Below are 24,828 nucleotides of genomic sequence, written 5' to 3' on the forward strand. Positions count from 1 at the left end.
TCTTAAAGCTGCGTATCGCAGAGAAATCCAATTAACGAAATGTTTATTAAATGAAGCTTGGTATTGATATACGGAAGCTGTATTTTTGGTGCGAAAATGAAAGAAGAAAGAGAGAATATGGTATCTGGCACGCCATTTGATGATGTATTTAAGACAGAAACAGAAAAAATGGGGCATTTTCTTATACCTGTTATCGAAATGATGTTTGGGATTAAAGCCACATTGGCTGAACGGGAGGAAATGGAAAGGATTGCAAATGAGCGATATTTTGTCGATGATGATGGCTTAAAGATTTCCAGAAAACTATCGGACAGTTGTTTTAAGATAGCAGGTAAGTACTATCATGTAGAGTGTCAGTCTACTGAGGATGGAAGTATACTGTTCAGACTGGCGGAATATAATGTACGTATAGCCCTGGATGGAGCGGAGCAGATGTCGGATGGCTACGCCATAAGCATTGAACTTCCGAGTTCAGGACTCATCAAGCTGAGGGGATTCGAAGGTCAGGATAAGTTCTCGGAAATGAAGATAATATACAGATTTTCGGGTCAGGAGATAGTCATGCCGGTTCCGGTAATGAATGTGCAGATGTTTTCAGAGGATGATATTTATAACAATGAGCTATATTTTTTGATTCCGTTTTATGCTATAAGATATGAGAAACGGTTTAGAAAAATATCAGATATTAGCGATCCTGAATATGTTAAAATATATACAGAATTGAAAGAATATTATGGAAGATTGATTGAGGCATGTGAAAGTGGAATTATCACTGAAGACGATACGCGAAAGCTTGCCGAGCTGTCAAAGATTATATTGAGTCATGTGACAAGGAAACTTAATGATGAATTGAAGGAAAGGATGGTGAATCTCGTGGGTGGACAGGTACTTGAATTACAGGAAGACAGGTGGCTTAAGAGAGGCCGGGAAGAAGGTCGTCTTGAAGGAAGTAAGTCGCTGTTGTTCTCATTGGTGAAGGATAAGGTTTTGGATGTTGCCATAGCTTCTGAAAGACTGGGAGAGAGCGAGGCGGAGTTCATCAAGGAGATGGAAGAGTATTATAAAAGTCAGAAGGGATAAGGAATTATAGCTGAGAGTTCTGATGTATAGGAGGCGCTGATAGTATGATAGGAAAAAGGCTGAAACTGAATCGGAATTTAAATCATACAGGGAAATCCCTGTGACCAGTTTTCCTTTGTAATAGACATCAAGTGTTTTTTGCTTCATTTATGACCTCTTGGATATCTCTGTAGGGGACCTGAGTGAATAGTTCTTTGATCTCATCGGCTATCCCCAGTTCCAGTGAAATCTTTGTCAGGGACAGAAGTGATATCTCGCCGGTCTGTTCGAACTTCTTCAGAGCCCCGTAACTTACATTACTTCTTTCTGCTAATTGAACCTGAGTGATCTTTCTTCGTTTTCTGATTTTTTTCACTCTTTGAGCAAGATTTTTATTTATTTCAGAGGGAGTTTCCCAAATATATCCGTCCATATATGCTCCTTAATTACTGCTACTATTATATCAATATAGCTAAAATATGGCAATAATTGCTATAATAATATCAGTAAGATAGATTTGCTGGGACTAAAAAGTTGAAGAGAGCTGCGAGAAATCGCAGCTCTAAATTTTTCTTGACAGACCGCCGGGAGGTCTGTATTATTTCATTCATACACTTTAGCGTGCTACCATGGCAGAGCGATGAAGCGGAAATTGCAGACATAATGAAATCTTATGACAGAAAGTTTTATTATGATGATATACTTAAAAGAGTACAAGTATATATGAGAGCGGAAGCTTTAATCAGATGGGATTTTCTGCATTGATTTAGAAAAACGATCAGACTTTTGATAGAGAAGGGGTGCCACATGTCAAAGTTTTTTAATTCGATTTATAAAGGGCTTACGCCTTATACACCTGGCGAGCAGCCACAGGATAAGAAGTACATAAAGCTCAACACAAACGAGTCTCCCTTCCCGCCTGCACCGGGAGTTATCGCAGCGGTCAATGACAGAGAGGCAGCAGATCTCAGACTCTATTCTGACCCTGAGCTTAAGCCTCTGAAGGCGCAGTTAGCTGAGACCTTTTCTGTAAATACGGACAATGTCTTCATCGGAAACGGTTCTGACGAGGTTCTCAATTATGCTTTCATGGCATTCTGTGAAGATGGAATAGCATTCCCTGACATCACCTACAGCTTCTACAGTGTTATCGCGGATCTCAATCAGGTTAAAACAGATATAAAGCCCTTAAATAAAGACTTCACAGTGGATATAAGTGCATATCTTGGAGAAAAAGCATCTGAAGGAAACTCAGAGGGAGAAGCTGACAAAAGTTCAGAAGGTAGTTCGAGCGCAAATTCTGAGAGTAGCTACAAGGGTATAGGCAAAAGCATTGTCATAGCAAATCCAAACGCTCCAACAGGAATCAGGTTAAGCCTCGATGATATCTCGAAGATCTGTGAAGCCAACAGAGACCATGTTGTCATGATAGATGAGGCTTATGTGGATTTTGCGGAGGAGGGATCTTCGGCTGTCGCACTCATCGATAAATACGATAATCTTTTAGTGACTCAGACCTTCTCGAAATCGAGATCCATGGCTGGTGCGAGAGTGGGATTTGCTCTCGGAAATTCAGCGCTTATTCAGGATCTGGAGACTCTGAGAAATTCCAACAATCCATATAATGTAAACAGAATTTCCATGAAGTGCGCGGTGGAGGCACTGAGGGATAAAGAATATTTTGATTTAAACTGCCGGAAGATAAAGGAAAACAGAGCATATACAAAGAAAGCTCTGGAAGGACTGGGATTCAGAGTTCTTCCGTCGGAGACCAATTTCCTCTTTGCTGAAAGCAATATGATAGAGGGAGGAGAGCTGTATAAGGCTCTCAAGGAAAAAGGAATTCTTGTCAGACATTTTTCTGATCCGAAGATCTCAAACTTCAACAGAATAACAGTCGGTTCAAGAGAAGAGATGGACGCATTTCTGGATCAGGTATCAGCTCTCCTTGACTTCCCGGACCTGAGATGCGGTTCCTGAATAATTAGTTGAATTGAAATACAGTACTTTTGGGGTGTGGAAATGAGAACAGCAGAAATAAATCGTGTAACAAATGAAACAGATGTGAACCTGTGGCTTGACCTCGACGGAGACGGCAAGGAATCAGAGATCAAGACAGGTATAGGATTCTTTGATCATATGATGACTCTTTTCAGCCGTCACTCCGGCATCCAGATGAGCCTGACTTGTGAAGGAGACACCTGGGTGGATGACCATCATAGCGTCGAAGACATTGGCATCACACTGGGTGAAGCTTTGAAGGAAGCTCTCGGGGATAAGAAGGGTATCAGGCGATACGCCAGCCTCACACTTCCCATGGATGAGGCACTGATCCTTGTTTCTGTTGATGTAAGCGGAAGGGGAGGCTTCTATGGAGACATCCCGTTTCCGACGGAAAAGATAGGAACCTTCGACACTCAGCTTGTGACAGAATTTATGACAGCATTTGCGGCTAATGCAGGCATCACGCTACATGTGCGCGAGCTTGCAGGTTTCAACAGCCACCATATAGCAGAGGGATGTTTCAAGGGACTCGCCCGTGCGCTCCGAGAGGCGGTTTCCATGGATGAACGTTTCGGAACTGACATCCCCAGCACCAAGGGGGTACTTGCCTGATGATCACCACAAAATTAAACAATCTATATGAAAGATACGGCTATCGTCAGTTTAAGATGACGAAGTTTGAACCATATGATCTTTATGCTGATAACAGGGATTTTCTTAAGTCAAATCAGCTTATTACCTTTACTGATCTGGACGGTTCTCTTCTGGCGTTGAAGCCGGATGTGACCCTCAGTATCATCAAGTCAAATCTCGGCGGTGAGGAGAAGGTCTACTACAACGAGACTGTTTATCGTCCGAAGAATCACAGATATCATGAGATACTTCAGTCGGGTATCGAATGTATAGGAAAGATCGATTCTTATAGTGAGGCGGAGGTCATCGCTCTGGCGGCTAAATCTCTCCAGCTTATTTCAGATAAGTATGTTATCCGAATTTCAGATGCGGCTTTTCTCAAGCAGATGTTTGAGACTATGGGGCTCGGTGAAAAGGCGGAGGAAGAGGCTCTGAAGCTTTTCTCCATGAAAAATGCCGCAGGTTTTGACGAGCTGGTCAGCAAGGATATGCTCACTGAGGCAAGTGCCGCTACGCTTAAAAAGATGGTGGATCTGTACATGCCTTTCAAGGAGGGTGTCGCAGAGCTCAAGAAGTATGCTATTTCCAATGTCTCTGCCATGATGGCTTCACATCTCGCAGAGCTTGCGGCTATTTTTGAAAGCTTCGGTGTACTTGACTGTATATTCCTTGATTTCTCTCTGGTGAATTCCATGGACTACTACAATGGAATCATGTTCCAGGGAGCTGTTGCGGATATTCCGTTCACGGTTCTTTCAGGCGGACGCTATGACAAGCTTCCTCAGAAGATGGGACGTAAGGTAGGTGCTATAGGTTTTGCTCTTTACCTAGATACGGTTGAGAACTATCTTGTGAAGCCTCATGACTATGATGTGGATTATCTCATCACCTATGACGGTGAAAAGGATACTGCGGCGAAGGTGGCGGCAGTTGTTGAGACATTTAACCATGCTGACTGTAAGGTGAGAAGTGTGAGACTGGATGAGCTCAGTACTATGGAGCATAAGATAAAAGCGAGAAAGACATTAAGCTTACAGGAAGCGGAAAAGGAGGCGGCTGAAATATGATAAACATCGCACTTGCAAAGGGACGCCTCGGTGAGAAGACATATTCCATGATGGCGGCTGCGGGCTTTGACTGTCCTGCCATACTTGAGAAGAACAGAAAGCTGACTTTTGAAAACACAGAAAAGGGCGTTCGTTACTTCTGGGTCAAGCCGTCGGATGTTGCCATATATGTTGAGAGAGGCGCAGCGGACGTTGGCGTCTGCGGAAAGGATATCCTGCTTGAATATGAACCGGATATCTACGAGCTTTTGGATCTGGATATAGGAAAATGCCGTATGTGCGTGGCAGGCCCTCAGGATTTTTATGACAATGAAGAGAGGACTCTGAGAGTTGCGACCAAGTTTTCCAATGTTGCCAGCAAGTACTATGAGTCTATAGGAAGAGACATTGACATCATAAAGCTGAACGGCTCCATAGAGATCGCTCCGCTTCTCGGACTCAGTGATGTGATCTTCGATATAGTTGAGACGGGAAGTACCTTACGAGAGAATGATCTCCACGTACTTCAGGAAGTGGTGCCGGTGAGCGCGAGACTGATCTGCAACAAGGTGAGCTTCCAGTTCAAGCACGAGAAGATAATGGAGCTTCGCGACGGACTTGGAAGGATAGTGAATAGCGGCGAGAAGGTGGAGACCATCAAGCTGGAGCATTAAAATGTAATAATACAAAAGTATAAGTCCTACGCATTGCTCCGCTAGCGCTCACGCAATGCTACTTCTAAAGGAGAAATAAATGATCAAAATTTATGAGATGGGAAAGATAAAGGACGAAGAGATCTTCGCCCGTTTTGAGCCGACCAGCAGTGTTGAGGATATCGTAAAGGATATCATCGCTCATGTGAGAGAAAAGGGTGACGATGCCCTGAGAGAGTACAGCTCTAAGTTCGATCATGTGGATCTTTCGGATTTTCTGGTTACTGAGGAGGAGATTGAGGCAGCTCTTAATCAGGTGGAGCCTGAGTTCATCGCAGTGCTTGAGGAGGCGGCAGAGAACATCAGTGCGTTCCACAGTAAGCAGGTTAGAAACAGCTTCATCATGGCAGATAAGCCGGGAGTTATCCTCGGTCAGAGAGTCATCCCGCTTGAAAGGGTAGGTCTTTATGTTCCCGGTGGTACAGCGGCATATCCTTCAACTGTTCTTATGGATTCCATTCCTGCAAAGATCGCAGGAGTTTCGGAGATCGTCATGGTTACTCCTCCGAACAGGGAAGGCTCTGTCAATCCTTACATCCTTGCAGCGGCACATGTTGCGGGAGTGGGTCGTATCTTTAAGGTTGGTGGCGCGCAGGCTGTTGCAGCACTTGCCTACGGCACTGAGTCTGTACCGAGAGTTGATAAGATCGTAGGTCCAGGCAATGCTTTCGTGGCGGAGGCAAAGAAGCAGGTCTTCGGACAGGTTGGAATCGACATGATAGCAGGACCTTCAGAGGTTCTGGTTCTCGCAGACGGAAAGTCGGATCCCCGTTTTGTGGCGGCAGACCTGCTCAGTCAGGCAGAGCATGATAAGAATGCTTCTGCAGTGCTCATCACAGAATCCATGGAGCTTGCAAAGGCGGTTCAGGAGGAACTGGAGGTTCAGCTTAAGAAGCTGACAAGAGAAGACATTGCTCGTCCATCTATAGAGAACAACGGAAAGATCATCGTAGCCCGTGATCTCATGGAGGGAATAGAAGCTGCGAACCGCATCGCTCCTGAGCATATGGAGGTTTGTGTGGATCAGCCTTTCGATTATCTCCCTCTCATAAAGAATGCAGGTTCTGTGTTCCTCGGTCGTTACAATGCTGAGCCTACGGGTGACTACTTCGCAGGTCCTAACCACACACTTCCTACATCGGGAACAGCCCGTTTCTATAGTCCGCTGTCTGTAGATGACTTCGTTAAGAAGATGCAGTACAGCTACTACACAAAGGAAGCTCTGGAGAAGGATTACGACAAGATCTCACTTTTCGCAAATAAGGAAGGTCTCACAGCTCATGCCCGTGCTGTGGATATCAGATTTGGAAAAGAGGACAGGGACTGAGGAGAACTATTATGATAGCAATAATTGACTATGGAGTAGGAAATCTTTTTTCACTGAAAAGTTCTATAGCATCTATCGGAGCCGAGGCGGTGGTGACATCGGAAAAGGAGATCATCGATAAGGCAGATCATGTCATACTTCCGGGAGTAGGAGCTTTCGGGGATGCGGTTTCGAAGCTTAGGGACAAGGATCTGTTTTATTTCGTAAAGGAGCAGGCAGCTACAGGAAAGCCGTTTCTCGGTATATGTCTCGGGATGCAGCTTCTCTTCGACAAGTCCTATGAGTACGGTGAACATGAAGGTCTGGGACTGGTGCCGGGAGTGGTTAGACCGTTGGAAGGCGATATACCCGAGAATCTGGATATTCCTCACATGGGCTGGAACAGCCTTCATTTCATAGAAAGGCTGGGACTTTCAAAGGATAAGTGTGATGCCTTTGGTGCTCCTACAGGAAGATCACCGATCTTCAGAAATCTGAATGAGGGAGATCACGTGTATTTCGTACATAGCTTTGCCGCCTTTGAGTGCGTAAGAAATCTTACCGCAACAGCGGAGTATGGTTTTCCGCTTACTGCAGCAGTGCAGAATAACAATGTCTATGGCACTCAGTTCCATCCGGAGAAGAGCGGTGAGGTAGGCATGAAGATTTTGAAGGCTTTTGCAGAGCTTTGATCTTAGTGTGGTGTCATCGCTTTGATACGTGGTGAACCTGACAACTGACAGAGCTTTCGGGCAAGTGATATTTGGAATGATATTTCTGATATGTGAGGTTGATTGATGATTTTGTTTCCTGCGATTGATTTATATGATCATAAGGTAGTGAGGTTACTGAAGGGTGATTATGAAAAAATGACTGTCTACAGTGATGACCCTCTGGCGATAGCAAAGAAGATAGAGGGGATGGGAGGCAAATGGCTCCATCTCGTGGATCTGGAGGGCGCAAAGGATGGAACCACACCGAACTTCGACGTGGTGAGCTCCATAGCAAAGGATACCGGCCTAAAGGTAGAGATAGGTGGTGGAATCAGGTCCTTCGAAACTATAGAGAAGTATCTCAATGCAGGGGTTTCGAGAGTCATCCTCGGCACAAAGGCAGTGAAGGATCCTGAGTTTCTGAAGGAAGCTGTTTCCAGATGGGGAGAGAAAATAGCGGTAGGAGTCGACGCAAAGAACGGATTAGTTGCTGTAAACGGCTGGTTGGACGTACTGGATATCGATATGTTTGATTTCCTTCAGGATATCAGGGAAATAGGTGTGAAGACTGCTATAGTTACAGACATTTCAAAGGACGGTGCCATGAAGGGTACAAACCTTCCACTCTATGAGAAGCTGTCAGAACTTTCCGGCATAGACATTACCGCATCAGGCGGAGTTTCTACACTTGATGATATAAGGGCACTTAAGAACATGAATATCTATGGAGCCATACTTGGAAAAGCTATGTACAACGGTGCTATCGAGCTGTCAGAGGCGCTTAAACTGGTGAATTCCTGAACTGATAACAGAGGTTATTCCGGATAGTATTTTATCAGGATCTATGATTTGGCATTTATTGAATGGTGGGAGTGAATCATGATTACGAAGAGAATTATTCCATGTCTTGATGTAAGGGACGGGCGTGTTGTAAAGGGTGTGAATTTTGAGGGGCTCAGGGATGTAAACAGTCCTGTGGAGCTCGGAAAGTTCTACAGTGAGTGCGGAGCAGATGAGCTGGTATTTTATGATATCACGGCTAGCTTTGAAGGACGTAAGCTTTTCACGGATATACTTACGGAGGTGGCAAGTCAGATCTTTATTCCACTGACTGTAGGCGGAGGCATTAATACTGTTGACGATTTCGACAGGGTGCTGAAGTGCGGAGCCGACAAGGTTTCTGTGAATTCAGGTGCCATCAAGAATCCTTCCCTCATCGATGAAGCCGCAAAGAAATACGGTAATCAGTGCGTGGTACTTTCCGTGGATGCGAAGAGAGTTGATGGAGTCTATCATGTTTTTTTAAACGGAGGACGTGTGGATACCGGAATGGATGCTCTTAAGTGGGTAAAGGAAGGTGTTGAGCGCGGAGCCGGAGAGGTGGTTCTCAATTCCATCGACACCGACGGCGTGAAGAAGGGCTTCGATCTGGAGATGCTGAAGGCTGTCAATGAGCTGGTGAAGGTTCCTGTCATCGCCTCAGGAGGAGCAGGATCCATTCAGGATTTTGTTGATCTGTTTAATGAGATCCCTGATATCTCGGCAGGTCTTGCGGCTTCCATATTCCATTTTGGAGAGGTGAAGATAGATGACCTGAAGAAGAGACTGAAGGAAGAAAACATTCCTGTTAGAATCTAAGAATGGAGATTCATATGGCTATCGAAAATTTTGATATCGAAAAAATTAAATTTGATGATAAGGGGCTGGTGCCATGCATAGTTCAGGACTATGTTACGAAAAGAGTTCTGACTCTTGCTTATATGAATCGTGAATCCCTGGGCATAACTCTTGAAAAGGGCTGTACCTGCTTCTGGTCACGTTCCAGACAGGAGCTGTGGTTAAAGGGTGCCACCAGCGGCAATTTTCAGCATATCGTCACCATGGAGGCTGATTGCGACAGGGATGCTATTCTCGTTCAGGTGGTGAAGGATGGTCCGGCGTGTCATAGAGGAAACGACAGCTGTTTCGATGATTCACTTTATAAAGACTGGCAGGAGAACAAGCCGGCGAGAAATGTAAAAGATGAGATCTGAAAATAGTCAGCACATAAAGCCTGTTCGTCATTGTATGATGGACAGGCTTTTATTAAAATATAAGTATTTCCGGTATGATCCGGGTTTAGGAGGAATAATGGGTAAAACAGTTGAATACATGGATATATATGATGAAAACAGACAGAAGACGGGGCGCATAGCCGACAGAAAGACACCCCTTAAGAAGGGAGAGTTCATGATGTATGTTCTGGCTATTCTGGAGAGACCGTCTGATGGTAAAATGCTTATAACCCGTCGTGCTCTCGATAAGAAATGGGCAGCAGGTGCGTGGGAGATCCCTGGCGGAGCATCAATGGCGGGAGAGAGCTCTCTTGAAGCAGTTGCGAGGGAAGTAAAGGAAGAAACAGACCTTGAAATTTCAGTCTGTTCGGATGAGCAGAAAATTCCGGTTTTCTCCTACATGAATGAGGATCTCGAAAGAGGGGACAATTATTTCGTGGATATCTATCATTTTGTTTTTCCTTTTGAAGAAAAGGACGTTAATATCCAGAAATCGGAAGCTATCGATCATAAATTTGCAACTATCGAAGAAATTAAAGAATTGAATGGGAAGTCCGAGTTCCTGCATTACCGGAGACTGCTTCAGGCACTTGGAATCGAAAAGTGATGATATGGAAATAAGAAACTGCGGTAGGATCTGTACCAGGATTTGCGAGTTGAAAGAGCAGACTGCGAAGTTGTGTACGTATCAGGGCACACTATATGTGCAATGTATGAACAAAACAGGCAGGGAGGAGGATTATGCTGAATATAGAAAAAATGATGGATGAGATCGTAAGTTTATGCACTCAGGCGGGTGGTAAGCTTTTACTGGCGCTGCTTATATTTATAATCGGGCGCTTCGCCATCAGGTACATCATGCAGATGGTCAGGAAGCTGCATGCCATTTCCATAGCAGATAAAACAGTAGCCACCTTTGTGATCAGCGGTGTGAATATCCTTTTGGACATCGTCATGATACTTAGTATCATAAATGTTCTGGGAGTTCCCATGGCATCAGTGATCACGGTGCTGGCTTCGGCGGGTATGGCGATAGGACTTTCTTTACAGGGAGCTCTCTCAAACATCGCCGGAGGCATCATGCTTCTCATTTTCAGACCCTTCAATGTTGGTGAGTATATCCTTGCAAACGGAGTTGAGGGCAATGTCAAAGCTATCAGCATCATGTACACCACACTACTCACCAACGACAACAAAAAGATAATGATCCCAAACGGGGAGCTTATGAATAAGAGCATTACAAATTTTTCCTGTGAGGAATTCAGAAGAGTGGATCTTCAGTTCAGTACAGGAAAGGGCGAAGACATTGACAGAGTACGAAGCATACTGCTTGATGCCATGGAGGCTAATGCCAAAGTACTGAAGGATGCACCCGTCCACAAGGCATTTGCGTCCATAGACGGAGGAACCAATGAATCCATGATCTTTACGGCGAGAGCATGGGTGAAGACCGTCGACTACTGGGATGTCTACTATGAACTGATGCAGGAGATCACGAGGAAGTTCAAGGAAGCGGGAATCTCCGCCCCTGCAGTCAGGATGATACAGCAGTGAAAAGGATTTTTTGATGGATAAATTTGATATAGACGACATAATTGACGAGCGTAAGACGCTTTATACAACAGAAGACCCACTGACAGGGAAGATAGAGGTCTGCGAAGGGTACTATGACGAAGAATACATGCGTTTTCTTCTGGTGGATGGTTCCATGCAGTCGGCGGAGCTTGTTGAAAGAGATGGCGAGTTGGAGCTTCCATTCGATTATATGGAGAGCTTTAACTGGATTTTCAGGCTGAATAAGAACATAAGGCGGACTCTTCTCATAGGCGGCGGTGGGTTTGCTTATCCGAAGTATTATCTGGAGAAGTTTCCGAACCGTTATATCGACGCAATAGAGATAAGCCAGACAGTTATCGATGTTGCCAGGGGATATTTCGGACTGAGTGAGCTGGAGGAGAAGGCCGGAGAGCATCTCAGGATCATAGTAGGAGATGGTAATGCCTATCTCATTGATCTGGCGCTGAAGATCAGAAGCTGTGAAAACAAGATGGAAGCTTCAGAAAAAGATACCGAAGCTCAAAATACAAAGAACGGGTCCGGTATGATCTCGAAACCGGAAAAAGACTCTTTGAAATATGATGTCATCATAAATGATGCCTTCGTGGGACATAAGTCCAGCTCACTGCTGAAAAAATCTGCAGAGCTCATAAAGACATGTCTCAATGAAAATGGAATATATGCCGCAAATATGGTGATCCCTCTTAAAGGACCGGGCTCTCTGCAGCCGAAAAAGGATATGGAGGTCTTCGCAGAGGTCTTCAATTACACATTCCTTCTTCCATGCGATGATGAGTTGAATCCATATGCACCACAAAACTGCGTGTTTTTCGCTTCAGATTCGCCGTTTGAGATGTGAAATCAGCCAAGACCGGATCAGGCGGGGGTTATCAGTCACATATTCATAGAATTTTATGGATGTATAAAAGCTTCAATTTTGGAGGTCTGAATGGAAATAAAAGCAAACTATCATACACACACCACTTTCTGTGATGGTTCGGATACTGCAGAGGATGTAGTTAAAGAAGCAATAAAAAAGGGCTTCACTCATCTCGGATTCAGCGGTCACATCGATCCCGGTGTCAGAATGGATTTTTCGGAATATGACAAAGAGATAAGACGTTTACAGAAGTGTTACAAGGGAAAGCTTGACATCATTCGGGGCGTTGAGCTTGATAATGCCTACGATCCGAAAGCAGTGCCGGGAGTTGAATATTACATCGGTTCTACTCATTTTATTCCTGTACCGGGAAGTGAAGTCTGGGAAAGAACAGTTGAGAACGGAACCCATCTTGAGACAGATCCGGATTCAGGACTCTGCGGAGTGGACGGAAGTGTCGAAGTTCTTCATGATAAATGTAAAAAATATTTCAATGGGGATTTCTATGAGATGTCAGCGAGATATTTTGAGTTCGAGTCCCTTATCTGTGAACGAATGAGCCCTGCTTTTATAGGACACTTTGATCTCATCACTAGATTCAATGACCTCTCGAAGGAGGACGGTGGACATTTTCTTTCCGAGACCTCTGAGAACTATCTGAGACCGGCGAGAAAAGCCCTTGATAAGCTTGTCAGGTACGGCATACCCTTTGAGATGAACTGCGGTGCCGTAAACAGAGGCAGGAAGAAAGATGCATATCCGGGACCGGAGCTGCTTAAGTACCTTTGTGAAATCGGAGGTGAGATCCTTATTTCATCTGATGCCCATCAGAAAGAGCTTCTGGATGGGTGCTTTGAAGAGGCATTGGCAAGCGCAAAAAGTGCCGGATTTGAACATGTGAACATCCTTGTGAGAAATCCGGGAGATAAGTATGATGCCGGAATCTACAGACAGGCTAAGAATACACGTGATTCTGAAGGGGGATGCCTGTATTGGGAAAAAATAAAGATTCCTGAATGACATTTCTGAATACAATGAGGGAAAAAAGGCACATTATCAGAAAAAAACAGCGCAGGTAGCCACAGGGGTACTATCCGATTGTGTATACAATTTGATATAAATGTATGCGTTAGCAATTTGCCGGTGATCTGGCAGAAAACAACATATCGGAGGTAACTATGAAAAAAACTTTTTTGACTGTGATGCTTGCAGGTGTAATCAGTAGCTTTATGCTTTCAGGATGCGGCGGTTCATCTACTGCTCCGGAGGCAACAACAGCAGCTCAGACTACAGCAGCTGAAACAACAGCTGCACAGACCACAGCGGCTGAAACAACAGCTGCAGCTTCAGAAGCAGGATCACTTACATTTGAGGACCTTCAGGACAATTATAAGATCCTGACTGATGTTTATGGTAAGGTTGAGGATCTTTATTTAAATGACAAGATCGAACAGGACGATAACATTGAGGCTCTTCTGACTCAGGCTAAGGATATTATCAGCGAGATGGGTGAATTAAGCGAGGCTGATTTCACAAACAGCAAGGATTTCCAGGACATCAATGACGCTATGGTAAAGATCATCGAAGGTCTTGGCAATGTTGTTGATGGAATGACTGTTAAGGATTCAGAGGCTGAGACAGTAGCTGATGCCAATTCTGATGTTAAGTATGTTGATGGATTTTATGCCACCGACGGTAACGGCAGCGATTTTATGATCGCTTTCTATGAGGGTGCTGCCGGTGATGTTGCTTACATCAATGACGGTAGTGATGAAGCAGTTGCAGAGTACAGTGTTGAAAAGGCTAATCTGGATGATGGTACAGAGTATCTTCTTGTTACTGTAGGACAGACAAAGATCGGATACGTTGAGAATGGCGATGACCTTTATATCGTTGATTCAGATGGAAATATCTACGGAGCAGCACGTCTTTCAGAGGAAGAGGCAGATGCACTTTATCAGGCTGTTGCTAAGTAATATCTGTTTTTGCTGATGTGTTCAGTGATTTTCAAAGCTAAATAAAGATGTTTATGGAAGTGGCATTCGAGTGATGAAAAAGCTCGGATGCTGCTTCTTTATGGGCATAGTTTGCATTAAAATATTATCATGAAATGATTTGATGGGAGGACGCGCCTTATGGGCTATATAAAGGTTCCAAAGGTATATGAAAAGCTGAAAAAAGCGGAGGAGTTTTTCTCACCGGTCATCATGACTGCTGCAACAGGCTGGGGAAAGACTGCGGCTGCGGAGTATTTCTACCGCAGGAAAAATCCGCTTATTCTCAGATGTGCCGATGGAAGGATCAAGGATACGGAAAAACTTGATTCCTTCAAAGGAAGTGTTGTCATCATAGAGGATCTACACTGGATATCAGAGGAAGAATCCATACGTTTTGTCAGGAAGCTTTTGAGAGAAAAGGGGATTCATGTCATTATTCTGACAAGGGGTGGTGTGCCTAAGTATCTTGCGGCTGAGGAGATGGACCTGGACTTTGTACGGATACAGGAGAGGGATTTTGCTTTTACCGAAAAGGAAATAATACAGTATTTCAGTGAGAGAGGGCAGGAACTGTGTCCGGAAGATGTTGAACCGATCACGAGAACCTCAAGAGGATATCCGCGGGCTGTGCATTGCTATGCCATGAGAATGGAGGGCGGTTACAGATATTCTGATGAAATAAGGAATGCCGTTCTGCAGGATATATATCATATCTGGGATGGTCAGGTCTACGAACAGTGGTCCGACGAATTTGTTCAGTTTGCATTGAACGTCTGTCAATATGATGAATTTACTGTTGAGATGGCAGAGTATCTTACCGGAAACAGAAATATCTTATCTGTAATTGAATACTCAAAGAAGATAACCAATCAATTGATAATAGGAACAGAGGGGTATTATCGCATAAGACCGGAAACAAAAGGCTATTTTATGTGGAAACAGAAGATATCCTGGTCTCCGGAGGATATAAGATCAAACTACGGAAAAGCGGCGTACTATTACGAATTACATGATGATATATCCAACGCCCTTAAATACTACAAAAAGGCAGGAGCTACCGATAGGATAAGGGAACTTCTGATACACAACGCCTACAGGCACCCCGGAACGGGACATTACGTGGAAACAAGGGAGTATTATCTCGAAACTCCTGAAGAGAATATAAAAAGATCACCTGTGCTGATGGCAGGGATGAGTATGCTTTATGATCTTACATTACGTCCTGATAAGTCAGAGGAGTGGTATGGCGAGCTTCTTAAGTTCTATCAGAATCCGCAGAACAGCCGTGAACTCCGACGTGAAGCGAAGACAAGACTTGCATATCTGGATATCTGCCTCCCTCACAGGGGAAGTAAGGGGATACTGCGGACCATGAAAAATGTGTTCGGTCTTGTTCAGCAGGGAGAGATCGTTCTGCCGGAGTTTACCGTGACAGGCAATCTTCCATCAATCATGAATGGATCGCTGGATTTTTGTGAGTGGTCAAAAAATGATACCCAGATTGCAAAATTTATGGGATCCGCCCTGACATCCTTATTCGGAAGTTACGGAAACGGTCTCATCACTATCGCACTTGCAGAAAGCGGATTTGAAAAAGGTACAATGTCTCCCTATGAGGTTCTTACAAGATGCAATGACGGTTATGAAGACGCTGCTCATGGCGGAAAAATCGAAATGTGTTTTGTTTCTGTGGGAATTCAGGTTAGACAGCATCTTTTGGAGGGACAGCTTCCTTCAGCAAAAAGAGTCTATGACACTTTTTGTGAAAGGGTAAGAAATGAGGGAGCACTTCATCTTCTTCCGAATATAGATGCCTTCGGAACCAAGCTTTCTCTTTTTGGAGGAACAGATGGTGATTTGACACGATATATCGAGAGCGTTCCGGATGCCAGAGTTATGTTCTGTACTCTTGACAGGTACAGGCAGATGATAAAGCTGAGATGTCTTATTGCAGTGAACAGACTTCAGGAAGCATTTGACCTTTCTGTATTTCTGACAGGGTATTTCGAGTCTTACGAAAGAAGGCTCTATTATATTGAAAATGAGATTCTTAAGTCGATTGTCCTTTATCGTATGGGAGATGAGCATTGGAAAAATCATCTGACTGATGCGTTGAGAAGAGCAGGTGAATATCATTTTACAAGGGTAGTTTCTCTTGAGGGAATAGCCTTACTTCCGCTTCTCATAAAACTGTCTGAGGATGGTGCTTTGAGAGACATAGATAAGAGTTATTTTCATACTGCCTATAAGGAGTGTGTTAAGGTCGCAGGCTTTTTCCCTGATTATCTAAAATATATTCCAAAGGAAAAAGTGTCTCTTTCCAATCGTGAGTCTCAGGTGCTTTCAATGCTTTGTGCCGGGCTGTCCATGGATGAGATATGTGCAAATCTCGGTATAAGTTACGATGGTCTGAAAAAGCACAACAGAAACATTTACAAAAAACTGGGTGTTAAAGGACGTGGGGATGCAGAAAGGAAGGCGGTCAAGCTTGGACTCGTACACATGAGAGGTACAGTATGATATTTCCGAATAAATAAAAAGGAGTCAGATATGAAGTGGAAAACCGGAGTTGAGATTCTGAGAGAAAACGGCACATGGCTGAAGCTGGGAGACAAACAGAAAAAAGTGTCTGAAGAAGATGTAAAACCATAGATGAAGATCAAGCCATAAGTAGTATCGCATATGGAATATAACCCAAAGTTATCTTGACTTTTTTGCGAGAAAGAAATATGATGAACAAAGTTTTAATCAAATAAACTAAAAGATGTTGATGGTGTTCAGTAGTTCGGAACCATCTCTCTAAAGAGAATGACCGTGAGGCGCTGAGAGCGGTCTGAGAGATATCTGAAACGAATTTTCCCACCGGAGTTGTCTGGGTGAAGTCGTAGTAGTCCGGAACGTGTATGCGCGTTAAGCATATTGAGAGTCTGATAAAGTGCTGTATTGGCGTTATCAGGAACTAGGGTGGTACCGCGATAATTCGTCCCTGTGTCTTTTGACACAGGGACTTTTATTTATTATCCGATTTTCCGAAGGAAAATCGGATGCCCCCCAGCCGGCGAGGCTGGTTTCGGCTTTAGCCGAAATCAAACGAAAATGCCTGCGCGAAGCGCACTAAATGGCATTTTCTCATTATAATAATCCGATTTCATGAAGGAAAATCGGATTATATCCGTAATAATAAGGAGAAAAACATGGAAAACACAAAGTTGGAAGAGCTGAAGAAGCTTGCTTCGGATTGTATCCGTGAAGCACAGGATATCAATTCACTTAATGATATCCGAGTAAAATTTCTTGGTAAGAAGGGTGAGATCACTTCCCTTCTTAAGTCTATGAAGGATCTGAGCGCAGAGGAAAAGCCTAAGTTCGGTCAGATGGTCAATGCTATCCGCCAGGAGGTTGAAGAGGAACTTCAGAAGCACATGACAGAGCTTCAGGAGAAGGCAAAGGAAGCAAAGATGGCTTCAGAAACCATCGACGTAACGCTTCCTGCAAAGAAGATGGCTTACGGTCATGCTCATCCAAACACAAGGGCCCTTGAAGAGGTTGAAAAGATCTTCGTGGGTATGGGCTATGAGGTTGTTGAAGGACCTGAAGTCGAGCTTGACGAATATAACTTCGAGAAGCTCAATATCCCTGCAGGACATCCTGCAAGAGACGAGCAGGATACCTTCTACATCAATGAGAATATCCTCCTCAGAACTCAGACTTCATCAGTACAGGCAAGAGTCATGGAACAGGGTAAGCTTCCTATCCGAATGATCTGTCCGGGCCGTGTTTTCCGTTCAGATGCTGTTGATGCTACTCACTCACCTTCTTTCCACCAGATTGAAGGTCTCGTGATCGACAAGCATGTTACATTTGCAGATCTCAAGGGAACACTTGATACCTTTGCAAAGGAGCTTTTCGGACCTGAAACAAAGACAAAGCTTCGTCCTCATCACTTCCCGTTCACAGAGCCTTCAGCAGAGGTTGATGTATCCTGCTTCAAGTGCGGTGGAAAGGGTTGCCGTTTCTGTAAGGGAGAGGGCTGGATCGAGATCCTCGGCTGTGGTATGGTTCATCCACACGTTCTCGAGATGTGCGGAATCGATCCTAACGAGTATCAGGGCTTTGCATTCGGTGTAGGTCTGGAGAGAATCGCTCTTCTCAAGTATGAAATTGATGACATGCGTCTTCTCTATGAGAATGACACCCGTTTCCTCAATCAGTTCTGATAAAGGAGCTTTATCGTCATTTTCGAGTGATACGGAGCTAAGTGCAGCATAGTACAGCACATAGCCGATATGAGAAAACATCAGAATTCAGATACAGTAGATTTCGAATATATAGAGGAGAATCAAAATGAATACATCTATGAATTGGATCAAGGAGTATGTTCCTGATCTTGACTGTACACCAAAGGAGTGGACAGATGCAGTTACTCTCACAGGTACAAAGGTAGAGACCTGCAGCATTTTAAATAAGAACCTTGATAAGATCGTAACGGGACAGATCAAGTCCATGGAGAAGCACCCTGATTCAGACCACCTCTGGATCTGTCAGGTAGACGTAGGACAGGATGATTTCGTTCAGATCGTAACAGGAGCACAGAACCAGAAGGTAGGAGACGTTGTTCCTGTAGTTCTCGACGGCGGTAAGGTAGCCGGAGGACATGACGGCGGTGAGCTTCCTGAGGATGGAGTAGTTATAAAGGCAGGAAAGCTTAGAGGAATCGAGTCTTACGGTATGATGTGCTCAATAGAGGAGCTCGGTTCAAGCCGTGAGTTCTATCCTGAAGCACCTGAGGAGGGTCTCTATATCTTCCCTGAGGGAACCGCTGTTGGACAGGATGCACCTACACTTCTCGGTTTCAATGATGCTATCCACGAGTATGAGATCACATCAAACAGAGTAGACTGCTACAGTGTTATCGGTATCGCAAGAGAGGGTGCCGCAACATTTAAGAAGGCATTCCACATGCCAAAGGAAGAGAAGTCAGGAAACAACGAGGATGTTCATGATTACCTGAGTGTCGAAGTCATTGACACAGACCTTTGCCCACGTTACACAGCAAGAATGGTAAAGAATATCAAGATAGCTCCATCACCAAAGTGGATGCAGATCCGTCTTGCAAGTGCAGGCATCCGTCCTATCAACAACATCGTTGATATCACAAACTACGTTATGCTTGAGTATGGTCAGCCTATGCACAGCTACGATTACGATAAGATCAGAGGTCACAAGATCGTCGTAAAGCGTGCACAGGACGGTGACGTTTTCGAGACTCTGGATCAGCAGGAGAGAAAGCTCGACCACACTATCCTTACTATCTGCGATGCAGAGGGTGCCATCGGTCTCGCCGGAATCATGGGCGGTGAGAACTCAAAGATCACCGATGATGTAAAGACTATGGTCTTCGAGGCTGCTACCTTCGACGGAACAAACATCCGTCTCAGTGCACGTAAGGTTGGAGACAGAACAGATGCTTCCGCTTACTTCGAGAAGGGTCTGGATCCAAATCTCGCAGAGTCAGCTATCAATCGTGCATGTGCACTTATCGAGGAGCTTGAGGCAGGTGAAGTTGTAGGTGGCATGATCGACGTATATCCTGTAAAGCGTGAGCCGTCAGTTGTTGTCTGCAAGGCTTCAGACATTAACAACCTTATCGGATTCAATCTTACAGCTGGGGAAATGAAGGAGTACCTCGAGAGGATCGAGCTCAGCACAGAGATCGGAGCTGACGGAGATACTCTTACAGTTACAGCACCTACATTCCGTCAGGACATTCACCGTATGTGTGATGTGGCTGAGGAGATCACAAGATTCTTTGGTTATGCGAACGTTCCTACTACACTTCCGGGTGGATCAGATGTAGCAGGAAGACTTGCTCCTGATCTTGCAGTAAATGAGAGAGTGAGACATTATGCTCAGGCTCTTGGCTACTCACAGGCTTTCATGTACAGCTTCGAGTCTCCAAAGGTTTACGACAAGCTTCTTTTCCCTGAGGATGCAGTAGAGAAGCAGCAGATCAAGATCAGCAATCCTCTCGGCGAGGACTTCTCGGTTATGAGAACCTCCAGCCTTAACGGAATGCTCACTTCGCTTTCAACAAACTATAACCGCAGAAACAAGTCTGCAAAGCTTTATGAGATGGCCAATGTTTATATTCCGAAGGCATTACCACTCACTGAGCTTCCTGACGAGCGTATGACTCTGACACTCGGTTTCATCGGCGAGGGAGATTTCTTCACCATGAAGGGTGACGTTGAGGATATCCTTAACCAGCTCGGAATCCTCGGACGTTTCAAGTATGATGCAGCAGGCTGCACCAAGCCATTCCTTCACCCGGGACGCCGCGCTAATATCATTTATGATGGAAAGTTGATCGGATTCCTCGGAGAGATCCATCCTACAGTTCTTGAGAACTATTCTATCGGTGAGAAGGCTTATGTTGCAGTTCTCGATATGCCTGAGGTTTATCCTCTTGTTAACGACGATACCAAGTACACACCGCTTGCGAAGTTCCCGTCTGTGACCAGAGACTTCTCTATGCTTGTACCACTTGATGTTACAGCAGGTCAGATCGAGGACGTTCTAATTCAGAGAACAGGTAAGCTCTGTGAGAATGTTGAGCTCTTCGACGTTTATATCGGTGCTCAGGTTCTTGCCGGTTACAAGTCAATGGCATACAAGGTTACACTTCGTGCACAGGATCACACACTTACAGATGATGAGATCAACGGAGTTGTTAAGAAGATCCTTAACGGTCTCGAGAGAATGGGTGTTTCACTCAGAAGCTGATTCCGCATAAGTTTAGGGAATATAAAAAACAATAAAAATAAAACATCTCACATGCCGAAAGCTGTGTGGGATGTTTAACGTAAAAAGGCAGTGTTACCATAAAAAGTAACACTGCCTGATTTAATTTGATTCTTTCGGACCTCTCAAATCATAATATATAATGTTCAGTCCTGTGTCGCTGATTCAGAAGCTGTATTCTGTGCCTGCTTTTTGAAGAAAGCATTGACAGTCTCTGCTATCTTTATAAGAGTTGTGGATTTAAGTACATATCCTGCAGGACCTAACTTAAGGACTTCCATGACACTCTCAGCATCGTTGGCACCTGTCAGGAAGATGACCGGGATATCACAAAGCTCAGGGTCATCATGCATGTTATAGAAAACCTCACGACCTGATTTAACCGGCATCATGTAATCAAGCAAAACAAGATCAGGTTTATTCTTTTTGAGATATGCCAGTGCCTGATCACCGTTTTTCGCCATAGCGATACGATAATGCTGCATCAGTGCACCATGAAGCATCTTAAGATACATGATGTCATCATCTACTAATAATACTAATTTACGATCGTCTGTTGCCATAATAGCCCCTTAATAAAATAAATAAGTTTTAATAGTTTATATTGCGCCGTGAAATAGAATGGTTGTCTAAAACTGGAACATGTTTCAAGAAAACACTGAACATATCAGTGTTTTCCTAAGTCCTTATTACTAAGAAATATCAGAGATCAGAAACCTGCGATGAGGCTCTGTACTCTGTCCCAATCAATATCTTCAAGTGCAGATTTGACTTCCATAAGCGTAGCTTTCATTTCATTTGATACGGACTGAGCTGTAAGGAAATCAACAAGCTTTTCACATGAATCAAAGTCGAATTCATCGGCCTTTTCTTTAAGAACACCAAAGGCCTTTGACATCTCCTCCGCATTTAGTTTACGGATCTCTCCAATACGTCCAATTGGGTCATTACTCATATCCTTTGATTCTCCTCCCGATTTTATGGTCTTTACTTCTATGGAACCACTGGATGCTTTTACGTCGGAAACTATCGTACCTGCAGAAGGTGTCGTTGTTTCCGGATTTCCTGACGGATATCGTTCCCGGAACAGTTTCAGGGCCGGAGCCAGTTTTTCATAAATGGCTGAAAGTCCTGAAATAAATATAGGCATATTATCCTGAATCAACTCGAAATTTCGTGATTTCGATGCTTTTTCGAGAACCTCTGCCAGCCTGCTGATCTGAGAAGCTCCGATAACTCTGGATGTACTCTTGATGGAGTGAACCAATAGTGTATATCCATCTGCATCGTCTAATTCTTTATATTCATTGAATTTGTCTAACTGCTTTGGTATGTTCTCGACAAATCCGGCAAGTGCTTTCTGATAGGTCAGGAAGTCACCGCAGTACTTGAGACCCGTCATAATGTCTACTTCAGAGATCTGAGGCATGACACCCAGGTCGTCAAGGTTCGAACTCGCACTGTTTATATGAAGAGCATCCTTAACAGTGGTTTTTTCGGATTCTTCCTTCTCAACTATCTGAACTATATTCTCTGGTAAATATTGTATCAGTTTTGACTCTAAATAGGTAGGTGATATAGGTTTAGAAAGATAATCTATAAAACCTTCCTCGATATACATGTTTCTGGCACCTGAGATAGCATTGGCTGTGAGAGCTATGACGGGGACATCCTTTACCCAGTCCTGATCAATCGCTCGTATAGCATGGAAGGTCTGTATTCCATCCATATCAGGCATCAGGTGGTCCATGAAAATCAAATCATAACGGTTCTTTCTGCAAAGGTCAAGGGCTTCTTGACCGCCGGATGCTTCGCTTATTTGCAGTTCAGTTTTTTTAAGTAAAGATTTAAAAACAAATCTGTTGACGTCCACATCATCAACTACGAGGACATGAGCGTTTGGCGCCTTAAATGATTCATGGTAGTGAGCGTTTTTAATTATCTCACCTTCATAATCAGCCTTATGTGAGGCTACAGTTGCCCAATCACGGACATTTATCCTGATTGTGAAATAGAAATCCGAACCTACGCCGTATTCGGATACAAATTCCAGCTTACTGTCATGCATATTGAGCAGTCTTTGTACTATAGAAAGTCCAAGACCGCTGCCCTGAGTGGTGCGGTGATTCTGCTCATCGAAACGTTCGAAATCGATGAACATCCTCTTCTGATCCTCCGGTTTTACGCCTATACCGGTGTCCTTTATATGAACGGTCAGATATTCTGACTCTTCGTCGATCTTCTCATAATCAAGTGAGAAGGTGACTGTACCCTTGTCGGTGTACTTTGCCGCATTAGAAATAAGATTTGAGATGATCTGCTTCAGCATCACTTCATCAAAATTAAGTAGATACGGCATGTTGTCATCCACTATGACATCAAACTTCAGATTCTTTTTCTCACAGTAGTGCTGGGCTATCTGTACAAGGTCCATGATCAGCTTGAACAGGTCGAAGTCCACCGGGATAGGAGTCATCTTTCCGGCCTCGATCTTCGAGAAGTCGAGGATGTTGTTCACTATGTTGAGAAGCATGTCTCCGGAATTGGCGATACCGCCGGCATACTCAAGGATCTGAGGATCTGTGGATTCCCTCAGAACCATCTCATTCATACCTATTATAGCATTGATAGGAGTTCTTATCTCATGAGACATCCTGGAAAGGAACTCACTTTTTGCTTTATTTGCCTGCTCCGCTCTGAGAGCCATATCGTTAAGGTCAAGAGAGGTCTTTTCGAGGTAGGTTACAAGTCTCTCTGAAAGAGGAACCAGTCCGTTGTTTTTGGGCTCGGCTCCAAGTACAAAGTCTGTCCTCGGCATGGAATCTGTTATAGGACCCTCGCGCATGGCGACAGTAACGATGGAACCTGACAGGAGACCACCGAAACCGTTGTACTTGTATATTTCACCCGCGCCGTGGGCATAAGTGGCCTGAGGCAGTATACGGGTCAGATTATCTATCTCTGAAACAAAGCGATCACGAAGGAGCATAAAACGGCTGACACATATAAAGGAAGACATGGCTTCCGGAACGAAATCCTGCATTCTGAGACTCAGCTTTTCGGACTCCAGAATGAGCTCTCTGGGGTTTCCGTAGCCTATCTGAGCCTTTTCGCCTTCTTTTATGTCACCGTAATAGTAGAACTCACCATTGTCCCCGGCAAAGAAAGGGATACGAACGATAGGAATTCCGTCTCTTTCGAGAAGAAGAGGGAATTCGTTAATGTTTATCATGTTATAGCCTTCGATCTCGGCATCGAGGTAGTACTTGTATATATCCTGGACCGGAGTTTCATCCAGCATCTCGAGACAGGTGTCACCGACCCGCATCTGAATGGAGTCATTGACATGAGCAGTAAATGCCTTGCCCAAAGGCTTCCATCCGAGACATGCATCGATGAGGATGTTGAGATTCTCACCGTAAAAAGCTACTACGGCAAGACCGTACTTGACTGTGTCATCTGTAAATGCATAGGGAAGATGGGTCGCCTTGAAGTCATCGATATGAACACTGGCGAGACTTCCGAAAAACGGAATATGTGAAAGTCCTTCCGATACATCCTCGATGATCTTGGAGATACCGATGGAATAGCCTGCAGGATACAATGCAACTCCCTTTAAGTCCTTTGCGGAACGGAGGAACCTGTTAAGCTGTGCAGAACCCTCTTCTTCACTCATATCTGTGAAATCAAAAAGGAAGGTCTCGATGTGCGTAGAGTGGAAGAACATGAAGCTCAGGATGATGATTGCTTCGTTGTTGATCTCCGGTGCACCAAAAAGAGAAATACCTGCGGTTTTTATACCGGGTAAAGATGTATGAACAAGATCCAGAATATCCTTCAGATCCTCCTCGGGAATTCTGGTTGTATATATCTGAACATAGGCGTCCCCTGTATTGGAAAAGAAACCCTTAAGGTCAGAGTTCTCGACTATTTTTTTTACTTCATGGATGTCGCGAGCTATAAAAGTTTTCTGATACATATTTCTCCGCCAATAAACAGTATGATCCGTAATCTCAATAACACATCACAAATGCTATCGACAAAAAATATATACATAATAATAAA

The 24,828-nt window shown here is 44.2% G+C and carries 20 protein-coding genes, 1 pseudogene and 1 other annotated feature; of the genes and pseudogenes, 18 read left to right on the top strand and 3 right to left on the bottom strand.

The window, feature by feature from the left end:
- The first annotated feature begins 96 nt into the window (after positions 1–96).
- Entirely contained in the window at positions 97–1,080 is a 984-nt protein-coding gene (locus BXO88_RS03600) for a hypothetical protein (RefSeq protein WP_139355497.1), read from the top strand.
- Positions 1,081–1,207: 127 nt separating this feature from the next.
- On the opposite strand, the gene BXO88_RS03605 is transcribed toward BXO88_RS03600, so the two are convergent.
- On the bottom strand, positions 1,208–1,492 hold the full coding sequence (locus tag BXO88_RS03605; protein ID WP_078036402.1) for a helix-turn-helix domain-containing protein: 285 nt from the start codon (positions 1,490–1,492) through the stop codon (positions 1,208–1,210).
- Between the two features lie 374 nt (positions 1,493–1,866).
- Between BXO88_RS03605 and BXO88_RS03610 the strand changes: the two genes are divergently transcribed.
- From BXO88_RS03610 to pheT, 17 genes and pseudogenes are all read left to right on the top strand, one after another.
- The gene (locus tag BXO88_RS03610; RefSeq protein WP_078036403.1) at positions 1,867–3,039 is read left to right on the top strand and encodes a pyridoxal phosphate-dependent aminotransferase; all 1,173 of its coding nucleotides are present in this window, start codon (positions 1,867–1,869) and stop codon (positions 3,037–3,039) included.
- A 42-nt stretch (positions 3,040–3,081) separates the two neighbouring features.
- Positions 3,082–3,675, top strand: coding sequence for an imidazoleglycerol-phosphate dehydratase HisB (gene hisB / locus BXO88_RS03615; RefSeq protein ID WP_078036404.1), 594 nt, complete (start codon positions 3,082–3,084; stop codon positions 3,673–3,675).
- Positions 3,675–4,763, top strand: a complete 1,089-nt coding sequence (locus tag BXO88_RS03620) for an ATP phosphoribosyltransferase regulatory subunit (protein ID WP_078036405.1) — start codon at positions 3,675–3,677, stop codon at positions 4,761–4,763. The genes hisB and BXO88_RS03620 overlap by 1 nt, the downstream gene beginning before the upstream one ends.
- Positions 4,760–5,416 carry an ATP phosphoribosyltransferase gene (gene hisG / locus BXO88_RS03625; protein ID WP_078036406.1) on the top strand — a complete coding sequence of 219 codons (657 nt, stop codon included), beginning with the start codon at positions 4,760–4,762 and terminating at the stop codon, positions 5,414–5,416. The genes BXO88_RS03620 and hisG overlap by 4 nt, the downstream gene beginning before the upstream one ends.
- A gap of 79 nt (positions 5,417–5,495) precedes the next feature.
- A complete protein-coding gene (gene hisD, locus BXO88_RS03630; RefSeq protein WP_078036407.1) occupies positions 5,496–6,782 on the top strand; it encodes a histidinol dehydrogenase in 1,287 nt (428 codons plus the stop codon).
- A gap of 11 nt (positions 6,783–6,793) precedes the next feature.
- The gene (hisH, locus tag BXO88_RS03635) at positions 6,794–7,453 is read left to right on the top strand and encodes an imidazole glycerol phosphate synthase subunit HisH (protein ID WP_078036408.1); all 660 of its coding nucleotides are present in this window, start codon (positions 6,794–6,796) and stop codon (positions 7,451–7,453) included.
- A gap of 105 nt (positions 7,454–7,558) precedes the next feature.
- Complete coding sequence (hisA, locus tag BXO88_RS03640) at positions 7,559–8,275, top strand: 1-(5-phosphoribosyl)-5-[(5-phosphoribosylamino)methylideneamino]imidazole-4-carboxamide isomerase (protein ID WP_078036409.1); 717 nt, start codon at positions 7,559–7,561, stop codon at positions 8,273–8,275.
- Positions 8,276–8,353: 78 nt separating this feature from the next.
- Positions 8,354–9,112, top strand: a complete 759-nt coding sequence (hisF, locus tag BXO88_RS03645) for an imidazole glycerol phosphate synthase subunit HisF (RefSeq protein WP_078036410.1) — start codon at positions 8,354–8,356, stop codon at positions 9,110–9,112.
- A 14-nt stretch (positions 9,113–9,126) separates the two neighbouring features.
- Positions 9,127–9,507 carry a phosphoribosyl-AMP cyclohydrolase gene (hisI, locus tag BXO88_RS03650; protein WP_078036411.1) on the top strand — a complete coding sequence of 127 codons (381 nt, stop codon included), beginning with the start codon at positions 9,127–9,129 and terminating at the stop codon, positions 9,505–9,507.
- A gap of 97 nt (positions 9,508–9,604) precedes the next feature.
- A complete protein-coding gene (locus BXO88_RS03655; protein WP_078036549.1) occupies positions 9,605–10,135 on the top strand; it encodes an NUDIX hydrolase in 531 nt (176 codons plus the stop codon).
- Positions 10,136–10,269: 134 nt separating this feature from the next.
- Positions 10,270–11,082 (top strand): mechanosensitive ion channel family protein, encoded by an 813-nt coding sequence (locus tag BXO88_RS03660; RefSeq protein WP_078036412.1) that lies wholly within the window; start codon positions 10,270–10,272, stop codon positions 11,080–11,082.
- 13 nt (positions 11,083–11,095) lie between these two features.
- Positions 11,096–11,944 carry a spermidine synthase gene (locus BXO88_RS03665; protein ID WP_078036413.1) on the top strand — a complete coding sequence of 283 codons (849 nt, stop codon included), beginning with the start codon at positions 11,096–11,098 and terminating at the stop codon, positions 11,942–11,944.
- A 90-nt stretch (positions 11,945–12,034) separates the two neighbouring features.
- Positions 12,035–12,985 carry a PHP domain-containing protein gene (locus BXO88_RS03670; protein ID WP_078036414.1) on the top strand — a complete coding sequence of 317 codons (951 nt, stop codon included), beginning with the start codon at positions 12,035–12,037 and terminating at the stop codon, positions 12,983–12,985.
- 158 nt (positions 12,986–13,143) lie between these two features.
- Positions 13,144–13,941 carry a hypothetical protein gene (locus BXO88_RS03675; RefSeq protein WP_078036415.1) on the top strand — a complete coding sequence of 266 codons (798 nt, stop codon included), beginning with the start codon at positions 13,144–13,146 and terminating at the stop codon, positions 13,939–13,941.
- A 159-nt stretch (positions 13,942–14,100) separates the two neighbouring features.
- The gene (locus BXO88_RS03680) at positions 14,101–16,482 is read left to right on the top strand and encodes a response regulator transcription factor (RefSeq protein WP_078036416.1); all 2,382 of its coding nucleotides are present in this window, start codon (positions 14,101–14,103) and stop codon (positions 16,480–16,482) included.
- Between the two features lie 238 nt (positions 16,483–16,720).
- Positions 16,721–16,953, top strand: a binding site (T-box leader).
- A gap of 275 nt (positions 16,954–17,228) precedes the next feature.
- Positions 17,229–18,179: pseudogene (pheS, locus tag BXO88_RS03685) on the top strand (phenylalanine--tRNA ligase subunit alpha); the annotation flags it as partial.
- 127 nt (positions 18,180–18,306) lie between these two features.
- Positions 18,307–20,745 carry a phenylalanine--tRNA ligase subunit beta gene (gene pheT, locus BXO88_RS03690; RefSeq protein ID WP_078036418.1) on the top strand — a complete coding sequence of 813 codons (2,439 nt, stop codon included), beginning with the start codon at positions 18,307–18,309 and terminating at the stop codon, positions 20,743–20,745.
- A 164-nt stretch (positions 20,746–20,909) separates the two neighbouring features.
- On the opposite strand, the gene BXO88_RS03695 is transcribed toward pheT, so the two are convergent.
- A complete protein-coding gene (locus tag BXO88_RS03695; RefSeq protein ID WP_078036419.1) occupies positions 20,910–21,326 on the bottom strand; it encodes a response regulator in 417 nt (138 codons plus the stop codon).
- 146 nt (positions 21,327–21,472) lie between these two features.
- Positions 21,473–24,742, bottom strand: coding sequence for an ATP-binding protein (locus BXO88_RS03700; RefSeq protein ID WP_078036420.1), 3,270 nt, complete (start codon positions 24,740–24,742; stop codon positions 21,473–21,475).
- Positions 24,743–24,828: the final 86 nt, after the last annotated feature.

It is taken from the genome of Oribacterium sp. C9 (assembly GCF_002007235.1).
GTDB lineage: Bacteria > Bacillota > Clostridia > Lachnospirales > Lachnospiraceae > Oribacterium.

Bases quoted from the DNA above. Each gene is read 5' to 3' on its own strand.
- BXO88_RS03665 (WP_078036413.1), top strand. From the start codon at position 11,096: ATGGATAAATTTGATATAGACGACATAATTGACGAGCGTAAGACGCTT.
- BXO88_RS03605 (WP_078036402.1), bottom strand. From the start codon at position 1,492: ATGGACGGATATATTTGGGAAACTCCCTCTGAAATAAATAAAAATCTT.
- hisG (WP_078036406.1), top strand. From the start codon at position 4,760: ATGATAAACATCGCACTTGCAAAGGGACGCCTCGGTGAGAAGACATAT.
- pheT (WP_078036418.1), top strand. From the start codon at position 18,307: ATGAATACATCTATGAATTGGATCAAGGAGTATGTTCCTGATCTTGAC.
- hisH (WP_078036408.1), top strand. From the start codon at position 6,794: ATGATAGCAATAATTGACTATGGAGTAGGAAATCTTTTTTCACTGAAA.
- BXO88_RS03695 (WP_078036419.1), bottom strand. From the start codon at position 21,326: ATGGCAACAGACGATCGTAAATTAGTATTATTAGTAGATGATGACATC.
- BXO88_RS03655 (WP_078036549.1), top strand. From the start codon at position 9,605: ATGGGTAAAACAGTTGAATACATGGATATATATGATGAAAACAGACAG.
- hisF (WP_078036410.1), top strand. From the start codon at position 8,354: ATGATTACGAAGAGAATTATTCCATGTCTTGATGTAAGGGACGGGCGT.
- BXO88_RS03680 (WP_078036416.1), top strand. From the start codon at position 14,101: ATGGGCTATATAAAGGTTCCAAAGGTATATGAAAAGCTGAAAAAAGCG.
- BXO88_RS03670 (WP_078036414.1), top strand. From the start codon at position 12,035: ATGGAAATAAAAGCAAACTATCATACACACACCACTTTCTGTGATGGT.
- hisB (WP_078036404.1), top strand. From the start codon at position 3,082: ATGAGAACAGCAGAAATAAATCGTGTAACAAATGAAACAGATGTGAAC.
- BXO88_RS03660 (WP_078036412.1), top strand. From the start codon at position 10,270: ATGCTGAATATAGAAAAAATGATGGATGAGATCGTAAGTTTATGCACT.
- BXO88_RS03600 (WP_139355497.1), top strand. From the start codon at position 97: ATGAAAGAAGAAAGAGAGAATATGGTATCTGGCACGCCATTTGATGAT.
- hisD (WP_078036407.1), top strand. From the start codon at position 5,496: ATGATCAAAATTTATGAGATGGGAAAGATAAAGGACGAAGAGATCTTC.
- hisA (WP_078036409.1), top strand. From the start codon at position 7,559: ATGATTTTGTTTCCTGCGATTGATTTATATGATCATAAGGTAGTGAGG.
- BXO88_RS03700 (WP_078036420.1), bottom strand. From the start codon at position 24,742: ATGTATCAGAAAACTTTTATAGCTCGCGACATCCATGAAGTAAAAAAA.
- BXO88_RS03610 (WP_078036403.1), top strand. From the start codon at position 1,867: ATGTCAAAGTTTTTTAATTCGATTTATAAAGGGCTTACGCCTTATACA.
- BXO88_RS03675 (WP_078036415.1), top strand. From the start codon at position 13,144: ATGAAAAAAACTTTTTTGACTGTGATGCTTGCAGGTGTAATCAGTAGC.
- hisI (WP_078036411.1), top strand. From the start codon at position 9,127: ATGGCTATCGAAAATTTTGATATCGAAAAAATTAAATTTGATGATAAG.
- BXO88_RS03620 (WP_078036405.1), top strand. From the start codon at position 3,675: ATGATCACCACAAAATTAAACAATCTATATGAAAGATACGGCTATCGT.